The 2,053-nt window shown below is 67.6% G+C and carries 1 protein-coding gene; it reads left to right on the forward strand.

The window, feature by feature from the left end; all coding sequences use genetic code 11:
- On the forward strand, positions 1–2,053 hold a 2,053-nt coding region (locus NKI72_RS34720; protein ID WP_352852211.1), incomplete at both ends, for a condensation domain-containing protein.

Below are 2,053 nucleotides of genomic sequence, written 5' to 3' on the forward strand. Positions count from 1 at the left end.
ATCTGGAGTTCCTGGGCCGCAACGATGACCAGGTGAAGATCCGCGGCTTCCGCATCGAGCCGGGCGAGATCGCGGCGCGGCTTTGCGAGCATGCCTGGGTGCGTGAGGCGGTGGTGGTGGCGCGCCAGGACCGCGCCGGCGACAAGCACCTTGTCGCTTATGTCGTGTGTGGGCCCGAGGCGGGAGCGGAGCAGGACGATGGCGGCGCGCTTGCCGGCGCCTTGCGCGCACATGTGAGCGGGCGGCTGCCGGACTACATGGTGCCAACGGCATTCGTGCGGCTGGCGGCGCTGCCGCTGACGCCGAACGGCAAGCTCGACCGCAAGGCGCTGCCGGCGCCGGCCGACGACGCCTATGCGCGGGCGGCCTATGAGGCGCCCCGCGCCGCGATCGAGACGGCGCTGGCCGAGATCTGGGCGGAGCTTCTCGGTGTCGAGCGGGTCGGACGCCACGACCACTTCTTCGAGCTGGGTGGCCACTCGCTGCTGGCCGTGCAGCTCTCGAGCCGGCTGTCGCGGGCTGTTGGGGTCGAACTGCCGCTGACGAGGCTGTTCGCCAGACCGGTGCTTGCCGATCTGGCCGAAAGCATCGTCGAGGTGTTGAGCCGCTCCGGTCCGCAAGACCTGCCGGCGATTGCGACGGTGTCGCGCAATGAGCCGCTTGTGCTGTCGTTTGCGCAGCAGCGGATATGGTTTTTGGCGCAGCTGGACGAGGGCAGCACGAACTATCACATTCCACTGGCCTTGCGGCTGCGTGGTGTGCTCGACCGCGGCGCCTGGCAGCGCAGCCTTGACCGTCTGTTTGCGCGTCATGAGGCGCTGCGCAGCGTCTTTGTCGCACCGGAGGGCAAGCCCTGGGTTGAGGTTCTGCCGCCGGATGCGGGACTGCCGGTGGCCGAGCACGATCTGCGGGACAGGCCGGATGCTGAGGCTGCGCTTTTGGATCTGTGCCATGAAGAGGCGCGCACGCCGTTCGATGTTGCGCGCGGGCCGCTGATCCGCGGGCGTCTGATCCGGATGTCGGATGAGCAACACGTCTTCCTGCTGACCCAGCATCATATCGTCTCGGACGGCTGGTCGATGGGCGTGCTGGTGCGTGAACTCAGTCAGCTTTACCGGGCGTTCGAGGCTGGACAGGACGATCCTTTGCCGCCGCTGGCGATCCAGTACCCGGATTATGCCGCCTGGCAACGGCGGTGGCTGTCGGGGGAACGGCTGCAGAGCCAGGCGCAGTATTGGCGCGACACCCTGTCTGACGCTCCGGCCCGTCTTGCGCTGCCGACGGACCGGCCGCGGCCGGCCCAGCAGTCGTATGCCGGGGCCGCTGTGCCGATCGTCATCGATGCGGATCTGACGCGGGGTCTGAAGCGGCTGAGCCGGCAGCATGGCACGACGTTGTTCATGACGGTGCTGGCGGCCTGGGCGGCGGTGCTGTCGCGTCTGTCGGGGCAGGACGACCTTGTGATCGGCGTGCCGAGCGCCAATCGAGGCCGGGGCGAGATCGAAGAGTTGATCGGCTTCTTCGTCAACACCCTGGCGCTTCGGCTGGACCTGTCGGGCGAGCCGAGCGTGTCGGAGCTTCTGGAACGGACGCGGCGCACGGCCTTGGCTGCCCAGGAGCATCAGGACCTGCCGTTCGAGCAGGTCGTCGAGATCGTGCAGCCGCCACGGCATCTTGATCACACGCCGCTGTTCCAGGTGATGTTGGCCTGGCAGAACAACGCCGTCGGGTCATTGGACCTGCCGGGGCTGAGTGTGGAAGCTGCCGGGGAGGGGTATGATCAGGTCAAGTTCGATCTGGAGCTGAGCCTTTGCGAGCGTGGCGAGGAGATCGCCGGAACGTTTGGTTATGCCACGGCGCTGTTCGATCAGGCGACGATCGAGCGGCAGCGTGGTTATCTGCTGGCGCTGCTGCGGGCGATGGCTGCCGATGCAGGCCAGCCGGTCGGCCGCATTGACATCCTGCCGGCCGCCGAGCGCACCTATCTGCTGGAGGATCTGAACCGGACGGCGGCGGCCTATCCGTCGCAGCGGTGCGTCCACGAGCTGTTCGA

The sequence above is a fragment of the Mesorhizobium sp. M0437 genome, assembly GCF_040321335.1.
GTDB lineage: Bacteria > Pseudomonadota > Alphaproteobacteria > Rhizobiales > Rhizobiaceae > Mesorhizobium.